Annotated in this window: 17 protein-coding genes; 10 read left to right on the forward strand and 7 right to left on the reverse strand. The window is 70.8% G+C overall.

The features are described 5' to 3' along the window. Nucleotides 1–31 precede the first annotated feature (31 nt). The 6 genes from OXS27_RS07740 to OXS27_RS07765 all read left to right on the forward strand — a co-directional run bounded on the left by OXS27_RS07740 (nt 32) and on the right by OXS27_RS07765 (nt 7,113). A complete protein-coding gene (locus tag OXS27_RS07740) occupies nt 32–1,654 on the forward strand; it encodes an ABC transporter substrate-binding protein (protein WP_267355389.1) in 1,623 nt (540 codons plus the stop codon). Nucleotides 1,655–1,815: 161 nt separating this feature from the next. After that, nucleotides 1,816–2,769, forward strand: coding sequence for an ABC transporter permease (locus OXS27_RS07745; protein WP_267355390.1), 954 nt, complete (start codon nt 1,816–1,818; stop codon nt 2,767–2,769). 13 nt (nt 2,770–2,782) lie between these two features. Continuing rightward, a complete protein-coding gene (locus tag OXS27_RS07750; protein WP_243927219.1) occupies nt 2,783–3,712 on the forward strand; it encodes an ABC transporter permease in 930 nt (309 codons plus the stop codon). After that, on the forward strand, nt 3,709–4,764 hold the full coding sequence (locus OXS27_RS07755; protein ID WP_267355391.1) for an ABC transporter ATP-binding protein: 1,056 nt from the start codon (nt 3,709–3,711) through the stop codon (nt 4,762–4,764). The genes OXS27_RS07750 and OXS27_RS07755 overlap by 4 nt, the downstream gene beginning before the upstream one ends. Nucleotides 4,765–4,772: 8 nt before the next feature. Then, a complete protein-coding gene (locus tag OXS27_RS07760; protein ID WP_243927005.1) occupies nt 4,773–5,798 on the forward strand; it encodes an ABC transporter ATP-binding protein in 1,026 nt (341 codons plus the stop codon). A 70-nt stretch (nt 5,799–5,868) separates the two neighbouring features. After that, nucleotides 5,869–7,113, forward strand: a complete 1,245-nt coding sequence (locus OXS27_RS07765) for a hypothetical protein (RefSeq protein ID WP_267355392.1) — start codon at nt 5,869–5,871, stop codon at nt 7,111–7,113. A gap of 12 nt (nt 7,114–7,125) precedes the next feature. On the opposite strand, the gene OXS27_RS07770 is transcribed toward OXS27_RS07765, so the two are convergent. After that, on the reverse strand, nt 7,126–8,607 hold the full coding sequence (locus tag OXS27_RS07770) for a PLP-dependent aminotransferase family protein (protein ID WP_267355393.1): 1,482 nt from the start codon (nt 8,605–8,607) through the stop codon (nt 7,126–7,128). Between the two features lie 112 nt (nt 8,608–8,719). Here OXS27_RS07770 and OXS27_RS07775 point away from each other — a divergent pair, with 112 nt between their 5' ends. The 3 genes from OXS27_RS07775 (at nt 8,720) to OXS27_RS07785 (ending at nt 12,456) form a co-directional block, all read left to right on the forward strand. Beyond that, entirely contained in the window at nt 8,720–9,346 is a 627-nt protein-coding gene (locus tag OXS27_RS07775; protein ID WP_243927011.1) for an FMN-binding negative transcriptional regulator, read from the forward strand. Further along, on the forward strand, nt 9,343–10,059 hold the full coding sequence (locus tag OXS27_RS07780; RefSeq protein ID WP_243927013.1) for a GNAT family protein: 717 nt from the start codon (nt 9,343–9,345) through the stop codon (nt 10,057–10,059). Before OXS27_RS07775 ends, OXS27_RS07780 begins: the two co-directional genes overlap by 4 nt. A 300-nt stretch (nt 10,060–10,359) precedes the next feature. Continuing rightward, complete coding sequence (locus OXS27_RS07785) at nt 10,360–12,456, forward strand: methyl-accepting chemotaxis protein (protein ID WP_267355394.1); 2,097 nt, start codon at nt 10,360–10,362, stop codon at nt 12,454–12,456. Between the two features lie 81 nt (nt 12,457–12,537). On the opposite strand, the gene OXS27_RS07790 is transcribed toward OXS27_RS07785, so the two are convergent. Both OXS27_RS07790 and OXS27_RS07795 read right to left on the reverse strand, forming a co-directional pair. Then, nucleotides 12,538–14,097: a GMC family oxidoreductase gene (locus tag OXS27_RS07790; protein WP_267355395.1), complete on the reverse strand. Its 1,560-nt coding sequence runs from the start codon at nt 14,095–14,097 to the stop codon at nt 12,538–12,540. Continuing rightward, nucleotides 14,094–15,518, reverse strand: a complete 1,425-nt coding sequence (locus tag OXS27_RS07795; RefSeq protein WP_267355396.1) for an alpha/beta hydrolase — start codon at nt 15,516–15,518, stop codon at nt 14,094–14,096. Before OXS27_RS07795 ends, OXS27_RS07790 begins: the two co-directional genes overlap by 4 nt. A gap of 123 nt (nt 15,519–15,641) precedes the next feature. Here OXS27_RS07795 and OXS27_RS07800 point away from each other — a divergent pair, with 123 nt between their 5' ends. Next, nucleotides 15,642–16,397: a GNAT family N-acetyltransferase gene (locus OXS27_RS07800; protein WP_243927021.1), complete on the forward strand. Its 756-nt coding sequence runs from the start codon at nt 15,642–15,644 to the stop codon at nt 16,395–16,397. 151 nt (nt 16,398–16,548) lie between these two features. On the opposite strand, the gene xseA is transcribed toward OXS27_RS07800, so the two are convergent. The 4 genes from xseA to OXS27_RS07820 form a co-directional block, all read right to left on the reverse strand. Further along, nucleotides 16,549–18,237 (reverse strand): exodeoxyribonuclease VII large subunit, encoded by a 1,689-nt coding sequence (gene xseA, locus OXS27_RS07805; RefSeq protein WP_267355397.1) that lies wholly within the window; start codon nt 18,235–18,237, stop codon nt 16,549–16,551. Nucleotides 18,238–18,289: 52 nt separating this feature from the next. After that, on the reverse strand, nt 18,290–19,762 hold the full coding sequence (locus tag OXS27_RS07810) for an MDR family MFS transporter (protein ID WP_267355398.1): 1,473 nt from the start codon (nt 19,760–19,762) through the stop codon (nt 18,290–18,292). A gap of 372 nt (nt 19,763–20,134) precedes the next feature. Continuing rightward, the gene (locus tag OXS27_RS07815) at nt 20,135–21,463 is read right to left on the reverse strand and encodes an MFS transporter (protein ID WP_267355399.1); all 1,329 of its coding nucleotides are present in this window, start codon (nt 21,461–21,463) and stop codon (nt 20,135–20,137) included. After that, entirely contained in the window at nt 21,463–21,666 is a 204-nt protein-coding gene (locus OXS27_RS07820) for an Rmf/CrpP family protein (protein WP_243927029.1), read from the reverse strand. The genes OXS27_RS07815 and OXS27_RS07820 overlap by 1 nt, the downstream gene beginning before the upstream one ends. Between the last annotated feature and the right edge of the window lie 56 nt (nt 21,667–21,722).

Consider the following 21,722-nt stretch of genomic DNA (forward strand, 5'->3'; position numbering starts at 1 on the left):
GGCCCGGACCGACGCGAGTACCCGATCCAAGATGCTGTCCCGTCTGAGAAAACTCGGCGCCCGTGCGGCGCTGGCCGGCGCCCTGGCGCTCACCGCGAGCACCGCTGCCCTCGCGCAGGGGACGCTGCGGATCGGCATGACCGCCTCCGACATCCCGCTGACCACAGGGCAAACCGACAATGGCGGCGAGGGCATGCGCTTCCTCGGCTACACGGTCTATGACGGGCTGATCAATTGGGACCTGTCGAGCGCGGAACTCGCCTCCGACCTCGTGCCCGGGCTGGCGACCAGCTGGGCCGTCGATCCCGCCGACAAGACCAAGTGGACCTTCAAGCTGCGGCCCGGCGTGAAATTCCACGACGGTTCCGACTTCACCGCCGACGCAGTGGTGTGGAACCTCGACAAGCTCCTGAAGGCCGACGCGCCGCAATACGATCCGCGCCAGTCGGCGCAGGGCAAGACCCGCGTCCCGGCCGTGGCCAGCTACCGCGTGGTCGATCCGTTGACGGTGGAGATCACCACCAAGGCTCCCGACGCGACGCTGCCCTACCAGATCGCCTGGATCATGATGTCGTCGCCCGCCCAGTGGGAGAAGCTGGGCAGATCCTGGGATGCCTTCGCCAAGCAGCCCTCGGGCACCGGCCCGTGGAAGCTGACCCTGTTCGCCCCGCGCGAGCGCGCCGAGATGGTCCCCTTCAAGGAGTACTGGGACAAGGACCGGGTGCCGAAGCTCGACAAGCTGGTGCTGATCCCGCTGCCGGAGGCCAATGCCCGGACCGCGGCACTCCGCTCCGGCCAGGTCGACTGGATCGAGGCGCCCGCGCCGGATTCCGTGGCCTCGCTCAAGGGCGCCGGCTTCACCATCGTCACCAACGCCTATCCGCATAACTGGACGTGGCACCTGTCGCGGGTCGAGGGCTCGCCCTGGAACGACATCCGGGTGCGCAAGGCCGCCAACCTCGCCATCGACCGCGATGGGCTGAAGGAATTGCTCGGCGGCCTCGCCATCCCCGCCAAGGGCTTCATGCCGCCCGGCCACCAGTGGTTCGGCCATCCGACCTTCGACGTGAAGTACGATCCTGAGGCCGCCAAGAAGCTGCTCGCGGAGGCCGGCTACAGCCCCGCCAAGCCGTTGAAGCTGAAGGTCGCGATCTCGGCCTCGGGCTCGGGCCAGATGCAGCCGCTGCCGATGAACGAGTTCATCCAGCAGAACCTCGCCGACGTGGGCATCCAGGTCGATTACGAAGTGGTCGAGTGGAATACGCTGATCAACATCTGGCGGGCCGGCGCCAAGGCCGAGATCTCCCGCGGCGTCTCGGCGATCAACTACTCGTACTTCATCCAGGACCCGTTCACCGGCTTCATCCGCCATCTGCAGTGCAATTTCGCCCCGCCGAACGGCACCAACTGGGGTTATTACTGTGACCCGGCGATGGACAAGCTGTTCGATCAGGTCCGCAACACCTTCGACAAGGCCGAGCAGACGAAGGTGCTGGAGAAGATCCACGAGAAGTACGTTGACGACGCGCTGTTCGTCATGATCACGCACGACGTCAATCCGCGGGCGATGAGCCCGAAGGTGAAGGGCTTCGTTCAGGCGCAGAACTGGTTCCAGGACTTTTCGAAGATCACCATCGCCACGGCGGGGCGGTAGCGTAACGGGGCCCCTTTCTCCTCCCCCTTGCGGGGAGGAGCCGGAGGTGGGGGTGGTGCAGAATGAGGCGCTGCGGTGCCTCCTGCACCACCCCCACCCCTAACCCCTTCCCGCAAGGGGGAGGGGAATAGCTTCGGCTATGCATGACAACAGGTCTTTGAATGCTCCTCTACACCCTCAAACGACTGGTCTCCGCCACACCGGTGGCGTTCGGTGTCAGCATCGTCTGCTTCCTGCTCGTCCATCTCGCGCCGGGCGATCCCCTGAGCGCGATCCTGCCGGCCGACGCCACCCAGGCGACCATCGACGAGATGCGCGCCGCCTATGGCTTCGATAAGCCGCTGCCGGTCCAATACGCGATCTGGCTCTGGCACGTGCTGCACGGCGATCTCGGCATCTCGATCGCCACCGGCCGTCCGGTGCTGGGGGAGGTCAGCCGCGCGGTGGTCAACTCCCTGATCCTCGCCTCCGTGGCGACCGTGATCGGCTTCACCTTCGGCACGCTGTTCGGCTTCGTAGCGGGCTATCGCCGCAACTCGCTCGCGGACCGGGCCGCCTCCGCCCTCTCGGTCTTCGGGGTGAGCGTGCCGCATTACTGGCTCGGCATGGTGCTGGTGATCGTGTTCTCGGCGACGCTGGGCTGGCTGCCGCCGACCGGCGCCGGGCCCGACGGATCGGGCAACTGGCGGCCGGACTTCGACCACCTGCGCTACCTGCTTCTGCCCGCGATCACCATGTCGGTGATCCCGATGGGCATCATCGCCCGCACGGTCCGGGCGCTGGTGGCCGACATCCTGTCCCAGGATTTCGTCGAGGCCCTGCGCGCCAAGGGTATGGACGAGCGCGGCGTGTTCAAGCACGTCGTGCGCAACGCCGCCCCGACCGCACTCGCCATCATGGGCCTGCAGCTCGGCTACCTGCTCGGCGGCTCGATCCTGGTCGAGACCGTGTTCGCATGGCCGGGCACCGGCTTCCTGCTCAACGCCGCGATCTTCCAGCGCGACCTGCCCCTGCTGCAAGGCTCGATCCTCGTGCTGGCGATGTTCTTCGTGCTGCTCAACCTGCTGGTGGACGTGATGCAAACCGCCCTCGATCCGCGCATCGAGCGCGCCTGACCCGGAGGCCATGATGACCGCGCCCATCACCGCCGCCTCACTGGCCCTCGACGGCGGCGTGCTCGCCGTCGACGACATCGCCCCCGAGGCCGCCTTCGCGCCGTCGCGCGGGTTCTGGGGCCATGTCGGCCACCGGCTTGTCCGCGACCCCGTCGCCATGGGCGCGGGCGCCGTGATCCTCCTCGTGGTCCTGATCGCGATCCTGTCGCCCTGGATCACCCCGATGGACCCCTACAAGGGCTCCATGATCCGCCGCCTGAAGCATGTCGGCGACGCGACCTATTGGCTGGGCTCCGACGAGCTCGGCCGCGACATGATCAGCCGGCTGATGCTGGGCTCGCGGCTGTCGCTGTTCATCGGCGTCACCCCGGTGCTGATCGCCTTCGTGATCGGCTCCGGCATCGGGATCCTGGCCGGCTACGTCGGCGGCTGGACCAACACGATCCTGATGCGCACGATCGACGTATTCTTCGCGTTCCCCTCCGTCCTGCTGGCGATCGCGCTGTCCGGCGCCCTGGGGGCGGGCATCTTCAACTCGATCGTCTCGCTGACCTGCGTGTTCGTGCCCCAGATCGCCCGGGTGGCCGAGAGCGTCACCACCGGCATCCGCCGCCGCGACTACATCGATGCCGCCAAGCTCTCGGGGGCCTCGGCGCTGACGATCATGCGCGTGCAGGTGCTGGGCAACGTCGTCGGGCCGATCTTCGTCTATTCCACGAGCCTGATCTCGGTCTCGATGATCCTGGCCTCGGGCCTGTCGTTCCTCGGCCTCGGCGTGCGCCCGCCGGAGCCCGAATGGGGCCTGATGCTCAACACCCTGCGCACCGCGATCTACGTCAATCCGGTCGTGGCCGCCCTGCCGGGCGTGTGCATCTTCATCGTCTCGATCGCCTTCAACCTGTTCTCGGACGGCCTGCGCGCGGCCATGGAGATTCGCCAGTGAGCGTCATCCCGGACGCCCCCGATCCGTTCGCCCACGACCGCGGCGGACCGGCCCAGCCGCTGCTGTCAGTCTCGGGGCTGATCAAGCACTTCCCGGTCCGCAAGGCCGGCGGCAAGAAACAGGTCGTCCGCGCGGTCGACGGTGTCGATTTCGATGTCCTGAAGGGCGAAACGCTCGGCATCGTCGGCGAATCCGGCTGCGGCAAGTCCACCACCGCCAAGCTGCTCATGGGGCTGATCGAGCGCGATTCCGGCGCCATGCTGTATGACGGACAGGCGATCGGCGAGCGCGCCATGCCGTGGCGCGCCTACCGCCGCCAGGTCCAGATGGTGTTCCAGGACAGCTACGCGTCCTTGAACCCGCGCATGACGGTCGAGCAGTCGATCGCGTTCGGCCCGAAGGTCAACGGCGTGCCGGGCCGCGAGGCGGTGGAGCGCGCCCGCGCGCTGCTGGCCCGGGTCGGGCTGGAGCCGAAGCGCTTCGCGGGCCGCTATCCGCACGAGATCTCCGGCGGCCAGCGCCAGCGGGTCAACATCGCCCGCTCGCTCGCCCTGGAGCCGCGGCTGGTGCTGCTCGACGAGGCGGTCTCGGCGCTCGACAAGTCGGTGGAGGCGCAGGTGCTGAACCTGCTCCTCGACCTGAAGGCCGAGTTCGGCCTGACCTACATCTTCATCAGCCACGATCTGAACGTGGTGCGCTTCATCTCCGACCGGGTGATGGTGATGTATCTCGGCCGGGTCGCCGAGATCGGCCCGTCCGACACCGTGCTCGACGCGCCGGCGCATCCCTACACCGAGGCGCTCCTCGCCTCGATGCCGTCGCTCGATCCCGACAACCGCACCGAGGTCGCGCTGCTGGCCGGCGATCCGCCGAACCCGATCGACCCGCCCTCGGGCTGCCGCTTCCATCCCCGCTGCGCCCTGGCGGAGGGCGTCTGCGCCGAGACCGAGCCGCCGCTCGACCCGATCCGGCCGCTGCACCGCGTCGCCTGCCTCGCCCGTCAGCCCGGCTCAGGCCATTCCGCGGCCCCCGCCGCGGCCCTGGCCGCATGAGCACCCCGATGTCCTCTTCAGAACCCGCCGTTGCGCTCAAGGACCTGCGCGTCGCCTTCGGCAAGGTGCAGGTCGTCGACGGTGTCGACCTGACCCTGGAGCGCGGGCAGGCGCTGGCGCTCATCGGCGAATCCGGCTCCGGCAAGAGCGTGACCCTGCGGGCGATCCTGCGGCTGTTCCCGGAGGGGCGCAGCCGGATCGAGGGCGGGATCCTGGCCGCCGGCAAGGACGTGCAGGCCCTGACCAAGCGCCAGCTCGCCGATTTCCGCGGCGGCGACGTCTCGATGATCTTCCAGGAACCGCTGCTCGCCTTCGATCCGGTCTATACGGTCGGCCAGCAGATCACCGAGGCGATCCGGCGGCACGAGACGATCTCCAAGGACGAGGCCCGCAAGCGGGCGCTGGCCCTGTTCGAGCGGGTCCGGATCCCGAGCCCGGAGCGGCGCCTCGACAACTACCCGCACGAGATGTCGGGCGGCATGCGTCAGCGGGCCATGATCGCGCTGGCGCTCTCCTGCCACCCGCAGGTGCTGCTGGCCGACGAGCCCACCACGGCGCTCGACGCCACGGTGCAGATCCAGGTGCTGCTGCTGCTCCGCGAACTCCAGCGCGATCTCGGCCTGTCGATCGTGATCGTCACGCACGATCTCGGCGCGGCGGTCGAGGTCGCCGACCGGATCGCCGTGATGTACGCGGGCAAGATCGTCGAGACCGGCACCGCCCATCAGGTGGTGCTGAACCCGCACCACCCCTACACGATCGGCCTCCTGCGCAGCCGCGCGGAGGGGGCGCTCGCCAAGGGTTCCCGGCTGGAGACCATCCCGGGCAGCCCGCCGGATCTCGCGAACCGGCCGCCGGGCTGTCCCTTCGCGCCGCGCTGCTTCCTGGCGGAGGAGCGCTGCCGCCGGGAGATGCCGCCGGTCGCCGCGATCGCCGCCGGCCACGACGTCGCCTGCTGGCGGACCGAGGAGGCCTCGGCCGCCTACCGGGCGGGGCCGACGCCGGTGCGCGCCGCGGAGCCGGTCCCGGCCTGACCTCGACGCCTGCGCGCAGAGGCTTTATCCGGCTTCGCGCGGCCCGGTTGTGGGCCGTCCGGGCGTGACGATGAGCCAACCCTCCTCCGAAATTCTGCTCGTCCCCCGGGGCGAGGCCGGCCATTTCCTGCCGGCTGCGCTCGGCTGGATGGGCAAGCCGATCACCGTCACGGCCGATCCGGGCGCGGCGCGCCACGTCCTCTGCCTGCCGGTGCTCGATTTCGTCCGCCTGGGTTTCCCGGAAGCGAACGGACGGCTGGATCTGCTGCACCCGGGCGATGTCGAGAACCTGCGCACCGGGCGCGCGGCGCTGCTGCTCGACCTCTCGAACGAGGGCCCGGGCCTGCACGCGCCGACCTTCGAGGCGCTCCACCGCAACCTCGACGGCCTCGGGATCCCCCGCGACCGGGTCGTGCTCGTGTCCCAGAACCACCTGTTGCGGCTGGAGTACGACCGGCTTTACGGCGAGGGCCTGCGCTTCTGGACGTTCGAGTTCTTCCCGCTCCAGGTCGCCCTCTGGCTCGACGCGGAGGCCGGCCCGCGCCTCTTCCCGCAGCATCCGCTCGATCGCACCGGCTATGCACCATTCGCGCGGAGCGCGGGTCCGGCGCGCTTCCTGTGCCAGAACGCGGCCCTGCGCTGGCACCGGGTGCTGCTCTTCCGCTGGTTCCAGCTCAACGGCCTGGACCGCGACGGTGTGATCTCCTTCCACGGCATCGGCACCGACAACCCGAAGGCGGGCGGCATCGACGTCTTTCACCGGCCGCCGGAGATCGAGGCCGCCTTCGGCCCGCTGCTGGCCGATATCGAAACCTGGATCCCCCGCCGGGCCCAGCGGATCGATGCCGACCAGGGCACCGACATGGTGATGACCCTGGACACGCAGGCTTACGCCGATTGCGACCTGACGGTGATCTCGGAGACCGACTTCTTCGAACCCGGCGTGGAGCGGATCACGGAAAAATCCCTGAAGGCCGCCGCGACCGGTCTGCCCTTCGTGATGGTCGGCGCCCCGCGCGCCGTGGCGCGGCTCTCCGAATTGGGGTTCCACACCTTCGACGACCTGATCGACCACGGCTACGACCCGATCGCCGACCCGATCGAACGCCTGCCGCAGGTGTTTCGCGCGATCGAGCGGGCCTGGACCGACTGCAAGGCGGATCGTCCGGCCTGGCACCGCCGAGCGCGCGAGCAGGCCGAGGCGAACGTCGCCCATGCGCAGAGCGGTCTGCTGCGGCAGCTGGACCGCGTGATGGTCGCGCCCCTCGTCGCGCGGCTGGCCCGGTTCGCCGAGACCGGCGCGATCGTGCCCTGAACGGGCTCCGTCTCACAGCATCTGGCGCAGCGCCTCCGCCAGGCGCCGCACCGCCGGGGCGATCGCCCGGTCGGGCACGGCAGCGTAGCCGAGCAGCAGCCCGGGCTCCGGCACCCCCGCGTGATAGGCCGAGAGCGCCACCGCGGAGATCCCGGCGCGGCCGAGCGCTGCCGCGGCGGCGGCATCGGTGAGGCTCGGCACCCAGGCCGGGCCGGGCCGCGCGATGAGATGCATCCCACCCTCCATCGGGTCGACCGCGATCACGTCCGCGGCGAAGGTCGCGGCGGCCTCCACCAGGGCCTCCTGCCGCAGGGCGTAGAGGCGGCGGGTCCGGCGCAGATGGCCGGCGAGGTGCCCGTCCTCGATGAAGCGCGCGAGCGCCCACTGGCCGATCCCGGGCGGGGCGGGACCGATCTCGGCGAGCGCTTGATTGACCGAGGCCACCAGCCCCCGGGGAAGGACAAGGTAGCTCAGGCCGAGGGCCGGCAGCAGGAGCTTGGAGAAGCTGCCGACGTAGATGACCCGGCCCGACCGATCGAGGGCGCGCAACGGCGCGAGCGGACGGCCGGCATACCGGTAGGCGCCGTCGTAATCGTCTTCGACGATCCAGCCCGCGACGGAATCCGCCCAAGCCAGGAGGTCGAGGCGGTTCTCCAGGCTCATGGTGTGGCCGAGGGGGTAGTGGTGGGCCGGCGTCACCACGGCGAGCCGCGCACCGGGCGCCAGGAGGGCCGCGCGGGACGCCGACAGCCCGCCCGGTCCGACCGGGATCGGCACCGGCCGCAGGCCCGCGCTGGCCAGCGCCTGGGCAATCCCGGGAAATCCCGGCTCCTCCACCAGGGCGGTCTCCCCGGGATCGAGCAGCAGCTCCGCGAGCAGCCGCAGGCTCTGCCGGATGCCGGTCGTGACGATCACGTCGTCGGCCTCGCAGACGACGCCCCGCGCTTCCGCCAGATAGGCCGCGATGGCGCCGCGCAACGCCGGTGATCCGCGGGGATCCGGCGGCTCGGCCGGCCCCTGCCGCCATTCGGCCTGGAGCAGGCGCGCCCAGACCGCATACGGGAAGGCATCGGGTGCGGGACGGCCCAGCGCGAAGGCGTCGGGCGCGGTGGATCCCGCCATGTACCGCTGCCGCGGCGTCGCGGTGAGGCCGGCACCCCGGCGCGACAGGGTGGGCAGCGGTGCGACCGACGCTCCGACAAGCCGGACCGCCGACGGCACCGAATCGTCCGGCAGGGTCCCGGCGACGCGCGTGGCCGAGCCGGGGCGGGCGATCAGGTAGCCTTCGGCCACGAGCTGCTCGAGGGCGAGCACCACCGTGCCGCGGGCGCAGGCGAGGTCGGCGGCCAGCACGCGCGAGGCCGGGAGGCGAGCCCCGCGCGGCAGCCGGCGGTCGAGGATCGCCCGGCGCAACGCTTCCCGGAGCTGCACATGGAGCGGCAGCGGGTTCGCCGGATCGAGGCTGACGGGCAGCGGAAGCGGGGCCCTGGACATCCCGGCAAGTGGTCCAGTCGCGTTTCAGGAATTGGACCTTTCCTCTGGTCCACCGAATGGTCAAGCACCCCGGGCAAACGATGCGTTCGCGTGACCCGACAGGAGGAGGCCCGTGTACCAGCCGCCACACTTCAGGGAGGATGCTCTCGAAGCCCAGCACGCGCTGATCCGCGCCTATCCGCTCGGCCTCCTGATCACCGCCGGGCCGGGGGGCCTGATCGCCAACCCGATCCCGTTCCTTATCGACGCCGGCGGGGAACACGGCATCCTGCGCGCGCATCTCGCGCGCGCCAACCCGCAGGGCGCAGAGCTCGCGGCGGTCGCCGAATGCCTCGTGGTGTTCCAGGGGCCGCAGGGCTACGTCACCCCGAGCTGGTACGCGAGCAAGCCGATTCATGGCCGCGTCGTGCCGACCTGGAACTACGCCACCGTCCATGCCTGGGGCCGCCCGCGCGTGATCGAGGACGCGGCATGGTTGCGGCGCCAGATCGCCGATCTCACCGCGCTGCGGGAAGGATCGCGCGCCGAGCCCTGGGCGGTGTCCGACGCGCCGGAGCCGTTCGTGGCGGCGCAGGTTCGGGCGCTGATCGGTCTCGAGATCCCGATCACGCGTATCGAGGGGAAGTGGAAGATGAGCCAGAACAGGACCGAGCTTGACCGGGCGGGCGTCATCGCGGGATTCCAGGCCGCGGGCGAGGCGGAACTCGCCGAACTGGTCGCCGAGCGGAGCCGGTCATGAGCGCACGCGTCGACGATTTCGGTCAGCCGATCGGACCGGCTCTGCCGGACTGGACGCCGCGTCCGCACCCGCCCCGGACGCCGATGGAGGGCCGCACCTGCCGGGTCGTACCCCTCGACGCCGAGGCCCACGCGGCCGGCCTGTTCGCAGCCTACAGCGCAGCGCCCGATCGGCGGACGTGGACTTATCTCTCCGACGAGATGCCCGAGAGCGAGGCAGCGTTCCGGGAGCGTCTCGAAGCCAGGGCGGCGAGCCGGGATCCGCTGTTCCAGGCGATCCTCGACCGCGAGAGCGGCGAGCCCCTAGGCATCGCCGCGTATCTGCGAATCGATCCGGCCAACGGCGTGATCGAGGTCGGGCACCTCCATTATGGGCCGCGCCTGCAGCGCAGCCCGGCCTCGACCGAAGCCATGGCGCTGATGATGGCGCGCGCCTTCGACGAGCTCGGCTACCGCCGCTACGAGTGGAAGTGCGACAGCCTCAACGCCCCGTCCCGGGCGGCGGCCCTGCGCCTGGGTTTCACCTTTGAGGGCATTTTCCGGAATGCCACCGTGGTGAAGGGTCGCTCGCGCGACACGGCGTGGTTCTCGATCACCGACGCGGACTGGCCGAAGGTCCGCGCCGGCTTCGAAGCATGGCTCGATCCCGTGAATTTCGACGCCGAGGGCCGCCAGCGGCGCGGGCTTGCCGCATTGCGCGGTGCGGCTGGCTGAGGTCACCCGTCCGGCGCAGCCACGGCGGACGCGTCGAGGCTGCCTGGGACGCGCCACGAACGGCGTCCCGGTCGATCGGAGTAAGTCGATCCTGCCAGGGAGCATGATGTAACCGACCGAGAAACCCGATCGGCTCCGGTGGAGAGCGGCGCGCACCGCAATGCAGACCGGTTCAAGACACATTGCGAAGTTGTCGATCTTATCGCCATACTCTGAAACTCCGAGTCTGCGCGCGAAAAAACATGACCTTGTTCGCACAACTCTGGAAGATTGATCTATAAGCGACAGGGAATACAGAGCATGCGCGTGCTCAATATCTCGCTCCGGACGAATCTCTTCGCGGTCGTTGGGTTCCTCGGCCTCGCGCTCATCGCCGATGTCGCGGTGCGGGCGTGGCATGCGTGGGAGGTCGTGGCCGCGTCTGAAATCGCCAAGCTCGATGCCGTCGCGGACAAAGCCGTCTTGAACGCATTGCAGGCCCTTCGCTTCGAGCGGGGCAACAGCCTTTCCGGCCTCAAGGCGAGTACCGGGGAGGCCCGGACAGTCATCGAGCGGATCGCCAAGGTCCGCTCGGAAGTCGATGCGACGATGCGGGAGATCGGTTTGCAGGCGGCCGGGTTCGCCGACCCCGAACTCACGAAGGCCGCGGCAGAGACACACTCCGAGTATCGGGCGCTCGTCGCGCTGCGTCCGGCGATCGACCATGCGTTGGCCCGCACGGAAGACCGGGATGATGCGCTGGCGGAGCGCTGGGCGACGCAAGCGGACCGCCTGCTGGCGACGCTCGATCGTCTCTCAGTCGGCCTGGGAGACCGGATCCAGCGGATCGCGCCCGAAACCGGCTCCCTCGTGGCGATCAAGAACGCGGCGTGGCACGCCCGCTCCGCAGTCGGATCGGCCTATGCCACGCTCACGCAGGCGGTCGCCGGCCGGAAGCCCCTGTCGGCAGCCGAGGCGGAATCCATGGCGGCGAACCTGGGAAAGGCCGACGCCTTCTGGTCTTCCGTCCAAGAGCGCCTTCACCGGCCGGACGTGCCGGATCTGATCCGGCAGAACGTTGCCGTGGCGCAGGCGCGCATGTTCTCCGCCGAGAACGCCCAGTTCAGACACGCCGTCCGCGAGGGTCTAGTCGGCGGGGCGATGCCGATTTCCCTGGCCGACCTCCAGGCGGACAACGGCGTCCGCCAGCGCACGGTCCTGACCGTCGCGACGAGTGCGATGGATCAGGTCGTAGCCGCGACGGAAACCGCGGTCGAACGGGCGCGGCGGCTCATGACAGCGATGTCGGCCGTCATCGGGGCGGCGTTGCTCGTGGTCCTGGGGGGCCTGGCGATCACGCAGTTCCGCGTCGTCCGGCCGCTCACCGCCATGCAGGGGACGATGTCCAGGCTCGGGGCCGGTGATCTGGACGTCCGGATCCCGAGCTTGAACCGCCGCGATGAGATCGGCGCGATGGCGGCGGCCATGCAGGTATTCAAGGACAACCTGATCCGCACCCGCGCGCTTGAGGCGGAGACCGCCCAGGCGCGGCTGGCCGCCGAGGAGCAGCGCAGGACCGTCATGCGGCAGATGGCCGACGGCTTCGAGCGGGCGGTCGGCAGCATCATCGACCTCGTCTCGGCGTCGGCCACCGAATTGCAGGCCACCGCCCAGACCATGAGCGCCACCGCGGCCCAGACGGCCGACCAATCCACCACCGTGGCGGCCGCCGCCGAGCAGGCCGCCAGCAACGTCAGCACCGTGGCGGCGGCGGCCGAGGAACTGGGCTCCTCGGTTCTTGAGATCGGCCGACAGGTGCAGGGCTCCGCGGAACTCGCGCAGGCGACGGCTTCGGAGGCCGATCGGACCACCGCGCTGGTGCAGGAGCTGAGTGGGGCGGTCGCGCGCATCGGCGATGTGGTCGGGCTGATCGCCTCGATCGCGAGCCAGACCAACCTCCTGGCGCTCAACGCCACGATCGAGGCGGCCCGGGCCGGTGCCGCCGGCCGCGGTTTTGCGGTGGTCGCCTCGGAGGTCAAGGCGCTCGCCGAGCAGACCGCCAAGGCCACCGATGAGATCTCCGGGCAGATCACGCGGGTCCAGGCCTCGACCGGCCAGGCGGTGACGGCGATCGGGGTGATCACCGGGCGGATCCAGGATCTCAGCGGGGTGGCGACCACGATCGCCGCGGCGGTAGAGCAACAGGGCTCGGCGACCCAGGAGATCGTGCGCAACGTCACCCAGGCGGCGCAGGGCACCGGCGCGGTGAGGAGCAACGTCGCGGGCGTGGCGGATGCCGCCGAGGAGACGGGGGCGGCGGCGAGCCAGGTCCTCGGGGCGGCCTCCGAACTCTCGCGCCAGTCCGAGCACCTCTTCGCGGAGGTCGATCGCTTCCTCACGACGGTGCGGGCCGCGTAGGCCGACGGAACGCCCCTCGCGCGTCTCAGGCTGCCGCCGCGTCCGCCACGCTGCGCCGTTTCACCGTGCGCCGGCCGGACCTCAGCCCCGCCCGGCCGATCCGCCGCCCAGAAACGCGTCGGCGGTGCGCAGGCTCAGCGCCATGATAGTCAGCGCCGGGTTGGCAGCCAGCGAACTCGGGAAGGTCGAGCCGTCGCAGATCCACAAATTGTCGATGTCGAAGCTGCGGCCCTGCGGATCAACCACGGCGCTCGACCCGTCGCGGCCCATCCGGCAGGTGCCCAGCGTGTGCGCGACGCGCTCCAGCACCCAGATGTCGTCGGCGCCGGCCTGTTCCCACAGGTCACGCATCACCTGCGTGGCGTGGGCGTTGAGGCGGTTCTCGTTGGTGCCGTAGCCGAAGCTGATCTGGGGCTTGCGCATCCCGCGCGCGTCGGTTTCGTCGGAGAGCGTCAGCACGTTGGCGTCGCAGGGCAGCGTCTCGCCGTTGATGCCGATGCCGGCGAGGTTGTTGTAGCGGTCGAGATAGTCGAGGAGCGGCTTGCCCCACAGGCCGCGCCCGCGCGCCACCGCGTTGCCGAAGGTCACCGGCACCACGCCGAGGCTCTGGATCAGGTAGCCGCCGGCGAAATCCGAGCCCGCGCGGATGAAGTCCTCGGTGATGAGCGACGAGGGATAGCCGCGGTTCATCCGCACCTCGTGCGGGAAGGTGCCCCAGACCTGCGTCGCCACATGGCCCATGTAGTTCCGGCCGATCTGGTCGCTGGAATTGGCCAGCCCGCAATGCAGCAGCAGCCGCGGCGTCTCGACGGCGCCGGCGCAGAGGAAGACCGTGGCGCAACGCTGGCGCCGGTCCTGGCCGTCCTGCCGGTAGACCACGGCGGTGATGCGCCCGTCCGTGCCGCGCTCCAGGCCGTGCACGAACGCCTCGGCCCGGATCTCCGCACCGCGGGCCAGCGCCATCGGCAGGTAGGTGACATCCATGCTGGCCTTGGCGCCGTTGCGGCAGCCCTGGTGGCAGTAGCCGCAATTGATGCAGGCGCCGCGGTGGGGTCCGTCCTCGGACTGGAAGTCCCGCGAGACCACGGCCGCAGGCGCATCGGCCCAGCGGATGCCCCGGGCTTCGCAGGCCTGCGCCATGATCTGCGCGGGGCCGTTGCGCGGCACCGGGGGCAGGGGATAGCGCCGGTCGGCATCCCACGGATAGCTCTGCGCCCCCGAGACGCCGATGAAGCGCTCGACGCGCTCGTAATACGGCAGCAGGTCGTCATAGCCGAGGGGCCAGTCGACGCCCTCGCCGGTCTCCATGTGGAGCCGCAGGTCGCGGGCATCGGCCCGCGGCACGAAGGCGCCCCAGTGCAGCGTCGAGCCGCCGACGCCGGTGCCGCTGTTGTTGCCGCCGAAGGCCTCCGGCGTCGAGCCGCCGCTGAGACGCTCATCCGTCCAGTAGATCTCGTCGGCCAGGGTCTCGTCGAAGGCGAAGCGCTCCGGTGTGAAGTTCGGTCCGGCCTCCAGGGCCACGACCTTCAGGCCCGCTGCGGCGAGGCGGGCGAGAAGCGGCGCGCCGCCCGCCCCGGTGCCGACGATCACGGCATCGACGACGTCATCCTCGCGGTAGGTCCGCATCCCCGCGAAGTTCATCGTGCAGTCTCCCCGTGTGACGGTCGTGGTTCCCAGGCCTCGGGCGTGTCGAGCCCGACCGCGTGGAAGCCGGGCAGGTCCGTGGCGATCGCATCAGGCCGGTCGCCGCCGGCGCCGATCCCCGAGAAACCGATCCGCGCCAGGGCCGCCGGATGGCTGAGCCAGAGCCGGGCCGCGTCGCCGCGCAGGTCCTCGAACCAGAAGCGCATCCGGTCGGCGTCGAGCCGGCCGCCGAGTGTGTCCGGAACCGTCAGTTCGCCCCGCTGGCAGAGCGTCAGCAGCGCGTCCTGGTTGTCGGTGTCGAGGGCCACGAACGGGCGGCCGTGGGCCGCGCGTGCGGCAGCATCGAGGGTCCGCAGCGCGGCCCGATAGGCGTCCGGGTCGGCGGGCAGGGCCGAGAAGCGCCAGCCGTCGCCCTGTCCGGAGGCGAGGCGGCGGTCGATCCGTGCGGCCAGGTCGAGGCCGGCCTCGGGCAGGACCCGGGCGAGGGCGGCACGCAGGATCGCGAGTTCCACCGGGTCGATGGCCTCCGGCCGGTAGGCGGAATCATCCGGCTCGGCACGGGTGTTCAGTGCTTCGCGCAGCCGGCTGTTGACCCGCTCGGAGGCGATCAGCGTCGCGTAGGCGGCCGGAACTTCGGGCGGGCCGGCGACGGGCGCCGCGTCCCGCGTGGCGAAATGCTCGCGCACCGACCCGGCCAGGAGGTCGGGGCGCTCCAGCGGCAGGAGATGGCCGACGCCATCGACGGTCACGCGGCGATGCTGCGCGAGATGGGGCGCCATCAGCGCCTGCTGCGCGTCCGCGCCGAGATCGGCATCCTCCGAACCGGCCAGGATCAAGGCCGGCGTGCGCAGGACGCCGATGCGGCGGCACCAATCCTCCCGGGCACCGGACTCGAGCCAGGCCTTCCAGGCTTCCGGCGCGGCCCGGAGCACATCGGCCACAGCCGCGTCCTCGATCGCGCGATCCAGGGTAGTCCCAACATTCTCGCGCACGAAGGCCCTGGCCTCCCGCGCCCGCGTCTCGGGATCCGCGTCGATCCAGGCCCCCATCCGGGTGCGGCGCTCCTCCGGGATCGGCTCGGGGCTCGGCGGCGAGCCGGACACCAGGATCAGGTCGGTGAGGCCGGCAAGACCGGGCGCCCCGACCTCGGAGCGGCGCGCCAGGGCCAACGCCACCTTGGCCCCCATGCTGTGCCCCGCGATCCCGTAGGAAGCGGGTGCGCGGGCGCGGATGGCCTCCGCTATGTGATCGGCCATTGCGTCGACCGAGAAACCGGTCATGCCGGCTTCCTCGCCGAAGCCCGGCAAGTCTATGGGTACGCATGTCACGACGCCGTCGAGCGCCTCGGCGAGCCGCGCCCAACTTCGGGCAGACCCGCCGAGAAAGTGCAGGCAGAACAGGTATTCGGGTTCGGACATCGCGAAGACATCGCGCGGGCCTGGAATGCTTCAAGCGTACGCGACGCCGCACGGCAAAACTCTTGGCCGGAGGTCCGTTGGCCGCGTTCCCGCGGCATGCGATCACCGCGCCAGGAGGACATCATGACCGGGGATTCCGATCTGGCCTGGCGCGTGGATGAGGCCTGCCTCAACGCCTGGCCGAGCCCGCGCCAGATCCTGCTTGAGGGCTATCTGCTGCGCGCCGCGGGCGGCCGGTCGAAGCGGCAGAACTCGGTCAATCCGATGCGCGGAAGCGGCGCCCCCGAGCCTGCTATCGCGGCAGCTTGCGCGCTCTACCGGAGCCTCGGCCAGCGCCCGATCTTCCGCATTCCCGCCATCGCGCCGCAGATGGAGCCGCTCCTCGCACACGGCGCCTACGCGGTCGTTGACGAGACCTGCACCCTGTACCGCACCCTCGACGGCGTGCCGGATACGCTCGACCCGTCCGGCACCGTCGCGACGGCGCCCGGCGCGGAGTGGCTGGCGCTTCGCGACGCGGTGAACCAGGCCGACGCCGCGGCCGCGCAGGTGTTTCGCGACACGGTCGCGGCCCTGATGCTGCCGCGGGTTTTCTCCAGCACGGCCGCAGAGGACGGGATCGGGGCGATCGCCTTCGGGGTCCTCGACCGCGGGTTGCTGGTGATCGAGTCGGTCGCGACCCCCGCGCCCCTGCGCGGCCGCGGCCATGCCCGGCGCGCCGTGGGGGCGTTGCTCCGCTGGAGCCGGGCCCAGGGGGCCGAGGCCGCCTGCCTGCAGGTGGTAGCGGAGAACACCCCCGCGCGGGCGCTGTATCGCAGCCTCGGATTCGAGCGCGAGTTGTACCGCTACCACTACCGGGTCGGGCCAGAGCCGGGCTGAACGGGTGCCGCGCGGGCTGGCCTGCACGTCTTCGAGAGGGCGTTTTACCGTCGTCGTATCATTAATCGGGTCGCTTCTGCCGGCTTCGCCCGCACAGCGACGGGACGACCGGGTGGATTGCAGCGATGCGTTTCTTCAACCCGCCACCCTGTCAGGCGTCGAACAGTGAGCCCTGCCGCACCGGGCTGGCCGGCTTCGCGCTACGCCGTTCCGTCGGGCGAGAAGAGGTTGAGGTCGGCCGCGCGCCAGTCCGGCGCTTGGGCGAGTCGTCCGGATCCCGCTCCCCCTCCGGCACGACGGCGACAGTCCCGTCCGAAAACTGCAGACTGAGACGCGTGGCGGCGGCAGCCTCGGCGGCGCGGCGCATCGGCAGGCCGGCGGCGTCCCGGACCAGCACGTAACCCCGTTCGAGCACGGCATGGTAGCTGAGCGAGCCGAGGAGCCCGGCCAGCCCCTCCAGGCGATCCCGGCGCCGCTCGATCCCGCGCGCGCCGGCCTGGGCCAGGCGGTCGGACAGGGCGAGCAGCCGGTCGGTCCGGCGCGCCTGCAGGGCGCGGGCCCGCTCCAGGCTCGCGTCGCGGGCGACGACAAGGCGGCGCCCGAGTTGGACCAGCGCCTCGCCCTTGCGCTGCACGTCGTTGCGCAGGGCGTGGAGCGGCCGGTGATCGATCCGCGCCAACCGGGCGCGGGCATTGGCCAGCGCCACATCGGGCGAACGCCGCGCCATCCGGTCGAGCAGGAGCTGGAGCCGTGCCCGATGCCGGCTTGCACCCGCGGCCAGGGCCGGGGCGAGGCGCGCCTCCGCGAGATCGAGCCGCTGACGCTTGGCCGCCAGCAGGGCATCGGCGCTCGGCAAGGCCCGCCCCAGCGCCCGCAGGTCCACCCGGTCGCGCTCGATCCGGCGCCCGACCGCGCCGAACGCACGGGCGGAGAGATCCGCCACCGTGGCGATCAGGTCGGCCCGGACCGGCACCGCCATCTCGGCGGCTCCGGTCGGGGTCGGGGCGCGGCGATCGGACACGTAGTCGATCAGCGTGGTGTCGGTCTCGTGACCCACCGCCGAGATCAGCGGGATCGCGCTCTCGAAGGCGGCGCGGACCACGCATTCCTCGTTGAACGCCCAGAGATCCTCGATCGAGCCGCCGCCGCGGGCGACGATCAGCACGTCCGGGCGCGGGATCGAGCCGCCGGGCTTCAGGGCGTTGAAGCCGCGGATCGCGGCGGCGACCTCCTCGGCCGCGCCGTCGCCCTGAACCCGCACCGGCCAAACCAGGACGGGACGCGGGAAGCGATCTTCCAACCGGTGGAGGATGTCCCGGATCACCGCGCCGGTGGGCGAGGTGACGACGCCGACGACGCGCGGCAGGTAGGGGATCGCGCGCTTGTGCTCGGGCGCGAACAGCCCCTCGGCGGCAAGCTGCTTCTTGCGCTCCTCCAGCAAAGCCATCCAGGCGCCGAGGCCCGCCGGCTCCAGGCTCTCGACCACGATCTGGTACGACGATTTGCCCGCGAAGGTGGTGATGCGCCCGGTGGCGATCACCTCCAGCCCCTCCTGGGGCCGCTGGCGCAGGCGCCCGAACACGCCCTTCCAGACCACCGCATCGATGCGCGCCTGCCCGTCCTTCAGCGAGAAGTAGGCATGGCCCGAGCCGTGCTGCCCGCGATAGCCCGAGATCTCGCCGCGCAGGCGCACATGGCCGAACGCGTCTTCGAGGGTGCGCTTCAGCGCGCCCGCGAGGTCGCCCACCGACCATTCGGGCTGGTTCGCAGTCAGCACGCTGGTCGGCGGGATGTCCGTCGCGGGCGGGGCGGCGGGGCGCGGGGGTGGAACGAGGGGCATGGTGGGAGGCTAATGCATGAGGCCGCGGCACGGAAGCATCCAGGCTCGCCGCCTACTCCACCGCGAGCTCGCGCGGCCCCTCCGAGATCGCAACGGGCGGCACGAGGAGCGACAGGAGCAGGGTCAGCACGGCGATCGCAAAGACGGTCCAGAACGTCCCGTGGAGCGCATGCTGCAGCCCGGCCCGGATCGCCTCGCCGCCAGCGCCGAGGCTCGACGGATCGTCGAGCAGGCGCCGGAGTTCATCCGAACTGACCGTGGCCCCGCTCGTCGGATGCGCCAGCCGGTAGTTCAGGACGGCGCCGAGCGCAGTCGCGCCGAGCGTCGAGCCCAGGTTGCGCGCAAAAATGTTCGACGCGGTGGCGGCCCCGCGCTGCGCCCAGGCGACGCTGTCCTGGATGATCACGATGGCGGCGGTGGACAGGAAGCCCATGCCCAGCCCCATCACGATCGAGCCCGCAGCCGCCACGGCGGGTGAGGTCGATGGCCCCAGGGCGACGAACGCGGTGGCCCCGAGCGGCAGGAGTACCGCGCCGACCAGCAGGATCGGGCGCAGGCCGAAGCGCACGAAGCTGCGCGCCGCGGTCGTCGCGCCGATCGGCCAGCCCAGCACCATCAGGGTCAGGGTCAGGCCGGCGATCAGCGGCGATTGCTGCAGCACGCCCTGGACGTACATCGGCAGGAAGGCCGTGAGCCCGATCACCGTCATGCCGGACAGGAGCGTCGCGGTGTTGGCGGTGGCGATCGGCCGCTGCATCCACAGGCGGATGTCGAGCATCGGGTCGGGCGCGCGGCGCTCCTGCAGCACGAACAGGAGCGCGGCGACCACGAAGGCCACGCCCGGCCAAAGCGCTGCTGCAGCCGACTCGCCCGCCTGGGTCAGCGCGATCATCAAAGCCGCGATCGCGGCGGTGAACAAGCCTGCGCCGATCACGTCGATCTGGCGGCTGCGGCGCTCGACGCCCTCGTGCAGGAACCGGAGGAACAGGCCCGCCGCGATGAGACCGATCGGCAGGTTGATCCAGAAGATCCACGGCCAGCTCAGATGGCCGATGATCAGCCCGCCGACCAGCGGGCCGGCCACCGACGAGATGCCCCAGACGCTGGCGAGATAGCCCTGGACCCGGCCGCGCTCCCGCGCCGAATAGAGATCCCCGACCACCGTCAGGCTCACCGGCTGGATCGCCCCCGCGCCGATCCCCTGCACCAGGCGGAACAGGATCAGCGAGGGCATCGACCACGCGAGGCCGCAGAGCAGCGAGCCGAGGAGGAACACCGCGATGCCGAACAGCAGGACCGGCCGGCGCCCGTAGAGGTCGGAAAGCTTGCCGAACACCACCGTGGTGGCCGTCTGGGTCAGCAGGAAGGACGCGAACACCCAGGCATAGAGGTGGAGATCCCCGAGCTGACCGGCGATCTGCGGCATCGCGGTCGAGACGATCGTCGCCTCGATGGCGATCATGAACATCGCCGCCATCACCGCGGCGAGGACCAGGGGGCGGTGCGTCTCAGGGGGTGTCGGCATTAGACCGATCTAGGCCCAGCGCGGCTCACAACCTAGCATCGCCGCGAGGGAGCAGCTCCGTTGGGGCGACGTGCGTGCGCGATCACACATCGGTGACGCGGGCCCACCGCGCCGACGAAAGAGCCTGCGGCAACCGTATCCCCTGCGATATTTGCAGATCTCCGACGGAGATCGGCAGGGGCGGCAGAGCGCGACAAGTCCCATCTCCCGTGCGGGCTACAATATTCACGGATCGGGAACTGGAAGCGCACGTCTCCCTCCCCCCTTTGCGGGGGAGGGAGTTGCGCGCCCGCCCGTCAGCCCTATCCAACCCGGTATTTGCGTCCGCAAGGCCCTGCTGCGGAGGCCTCTCTCCAAAGTCCGGCAACCCGATCAGCGAGCCCCGGCCTCCTCGTTCGAGTCGAGGTCGCGCCCGCGGGTCTCCGGCATCAGGAAGGCCGCGACCGTCCCGACGAGGCTGAAGGCCGCGAGGTAGTAGGCGGGCGTAAGCCGGTCTCCGGTCGTGGCGATCAGCCAGTTCACCACGAAGTTGGTGCTGCCGCCGAACACCGAGACCGAGACCGCGTAGACGATCGACAGGCCGGCGCTGCGCACCGCCCGGGGCAGGGCCTCCGGGATGCCGACGATCACCGCGGCAGCGTTGATGGAGGAGAGCGCCGAGAGCAGGAACGTCACCGCGTAGACACTGGCCGCGCTCGGCGCCTGTACCACCCAGGCGAAGGCCGGGACCGCCAGGATCAGGATCAGCGCCCGCGGCCAGATCATGACGGGCCGCCGGCCGATCCGGTCGGCCAGCCAGCCGCCCAGCAGCGGGAACGCCACCGAAGCGAGCCCCAGCGCAATCGGCACCGCGGTTGCGGCGGTCTCGCTCAGGCCGAGCGTCGCGCCGGCATAGACCGGCATGTTGGTGCCGATGGCGTTCGAGACGGTCGAGGCGGAGATCACCAGGAAGGTCACACCGAGCAGCCGGCCGTGGTCGCGCAGGAGCCGGCCGACCACCGCGAGGGTCGAGTCGGCCGCGTTCGGATCCGCCTCGACGCCTGCCGTCTCCGGCAGGTGGCTGCGGATGACGAGGCCGACCGGCACGACGCCGAGGCCCAGCACGAACATCAGCCGCCAGCCCCACTCGCTCATCGCCTGATCGCCGACGACGAGCGCCAGGGTGGTGGCCACGATCCCGGCGAACAGGGCGGCGCAGCCCTGACTGGCGATCTGCCAGCTGGTCACGAAGCCGCGCCGGTCCGGGGGTGCGGCCTCCAGCAGGTAGGCGGTGGACGGGCCGACCTCGCCGCCGAGCGCCAGGCCCTGGATCAGCCGCCCCGCGATGACGATCACCTGCGCCCAGCCGCCGATCGCCGCGTAGGACGGGCAAACGGCCAGCATCAGCATGCCGAGCGCCATGAGCGCGATCGTGATCAGCATCGCGGGTTTGCGCCCGGCGCGATCGGCGAAGGCGCCGATCAAGGCCCCGCCGATCGGCCGCATGACGTAGCCGATGCCGAACAGCGCCAGCGATGCGAGCAGGCTGTGGGTCGGGTCGGTCGCCGGGAAGAACGCCGCCCCGATGGGCTTGGCGAAGAAGGCGTAGACCGTGAAGTCATAGAACTCGAGCGCGTTGCCCAGCACCACGGCGCCGACCGCCTTGCGGTCCAGGGCCGGATGCGCGGCGGCGCCGGGATGGGCTCCGGTCCGGGCGTCCATCACCGCCCCCCGTTGATCGGATGCTCGGCGATGCCGCCCGTTATGGGCTCAGCGCCGTCCGCCAGCGCCGCATCGTAACCAGCGAGCCAGAGCGCGCGGGCCTGCGTGCCCTCGGCGTAGGGGCAGGCCTCCCGCGCCAAGCCCTTGGCGGGCGCAGCCTGGCCGAGCGCATGCGCGTCGAGGTCGTTCGGGGGTGTATCCATCGTGGCGCAGATCCTGATCACTCGCGGTCGACGCGATGTAGGGCGCTTGAGCGCAT

Origin of the sequence: Methylobacterium sp. GC_Met_3, from assembly GCF_026540775.1 — a bacterium.
Taxonomy (GTDB): domain Bacteria; phylum Pseudomonadota; class Alphaproteobacteria; order Rhizobiales; family Beijerinckiaceae; genus Methylobacterium.

Excerpts from the sequence above, each read along its gene's own strand:
- OXS27_RS07740 (WP_267355389.1), top strand. The coding sequence starts at position 32 with ATGCTGTCCCGTCTGAGAAAACTCGGCGCCCGTGCGGCGCTGGCCGGC.
- OXS27_RS07745 (WP_267355390.1), top strand. The coding sequence starts at position 1,816 with ATGCTCCTCTACACCCTCAAACGACTGGTCTCCGCCACACCGGTGGCG.
- OXS27_RS07750 (WP_243927219.1), top strand. The coding sequence starts at position 2,783 with ATGACCGCGCCCATCACCGCCGCCTCACTGGCCCTCGACGGCGGCGTG.
- OXS27_RS07760 (WP_243927005.1), top strand. The coding sequence starts at position 4,773 with ATGTCCTCTTCAGAACCCGCCGTTGCGCTCAAGGACCTGCGCGTCGCC.
- OXS27_RS07765 (WP_267355392.1), top strand. The coding sequence starts at position 5,869 with ATGAGCCAACCCTCCTCCGAAATTCTGCTCGTCCCCCGGGGCGAGGCC.
- OXS27_RS07770 (WP_267355393.1), bottom strand. The coding sequence starts at position 8,607 with ATGTCCAGGGCCCCGCTTCCGCTGCCCGTCAGCCTCGATCCGGCGAAC.
- OXS27_RS07780 (WP_243927013.1), top strand. The coding sequence starts at position 9,343 with ATGAGCGCACGCGTCGACGATTTCGGTCAGCCGATCGGACCGGCTCTG.
- OXS27_RS07785 (WP_267355394.1), top strand. The coding sequence starts at position 10,360 with ATGCGCGTGCTCAATATCTCGCTCCGGACGAATCTCTTCGCGGTCGTT.
- OXS27_RS07790 (WP_267355395.1), bottom strand. The coding sequence starts at position 14,097 with ATGAACTTCGCGGGGATGCGGACCTACCGCGAGGATGACGTCGTCGAT.
- OXS27_RS07795 (WP_267355396.1), bottom strand. The coding sequence starts at position 15,518 with ATGTCCGAACCCGAATACCTGTTCTGCCTGCACTTTCTCGGCGGGTCT.
- OXS27_RS07800 (WP_243927021.1), top strand. The coding sequence starts at position 15,642 with ATGACCGGGGATTCCGATCTGGCCTGGCGCGTGGATGAGGCCTGCCTC.
- xseA (WP_267355397.1), bottom strand. The coding sequence starts at position 18,237 with ATGCCCCTCGTTCCACCCCCGCGCCCCGCCGCCCCGCCCGCGACGGAC.
- OXS27_RS07810 (WP_267355398.1), bottom strand. The coding sequence starts at position 19,762 with ATGCCGACACCCCCTGAGACGCACCGCCCCCTGGTCCTCGCCGCGGTG.
- OXS27_RS07815 (WP_267355399.1), bottom strand. The coding sequence starts at position 21,463 with ATGGACGCCCGGACCGGAGCCCATCCCGGCGCCGCCGCGCATCCGGCC.
- OXS27_RS07820 (WP_243927029.1), bottom strand. The coding sequence starts at position 21,666 with ATGGATACACCCCCGAACGACCTCGACGCGCATGCGCTCGGCCAGGCT.